Raw genomic sequence first — 379 nt, forward strand, 5'->3', positions numbered from 1 at the left:
CGGCGTAGGCGGCCGTGAGGAGCTCGATGCGCCGGTAGCGCTCGGCGTCCTGCGTGGGCGGGGGCCCGACGACGAGCACGCGCACGTTGTGCGGGGACGCCGTGTAGATGATGTGGGAGATGTTGAGGCGGGAGCGGGCGCTCGTGCTGGACAGGTCGATGTCCAGCGTGGAGGGCGCGATGACCAGGCGGTTGTCGGGACCGGAGGAGAAGCGGCGGGCCGCCTCCTCGAACCAGCGCTCGTTGAGGGACTCGCGGCCCTCGCCGGGGGCGGCGAGGTTGTAGGCCGCCACGGGGGCCACGTGGTGCGGTGTGCGGGCCATGACGCGCCCGAACCAGCCGAGGGCCCGCGGGTCGCCCTCGCCGGCCAGCAGCTCGTC

The 379-nt window shown here is 74.1% G+C and carries 1 pseudogene; it reads right to left on the minus strand.

The features are described from left to right. A pseudogene (locus ACWCOM_RS18595) lies at window positions 1-379 on the minus strand (GDSL-type esterase/lipase family protein); the annotation flags it as partial.

Source organism: Kocuria sp. KH4 (assembly GCF_053711175.1).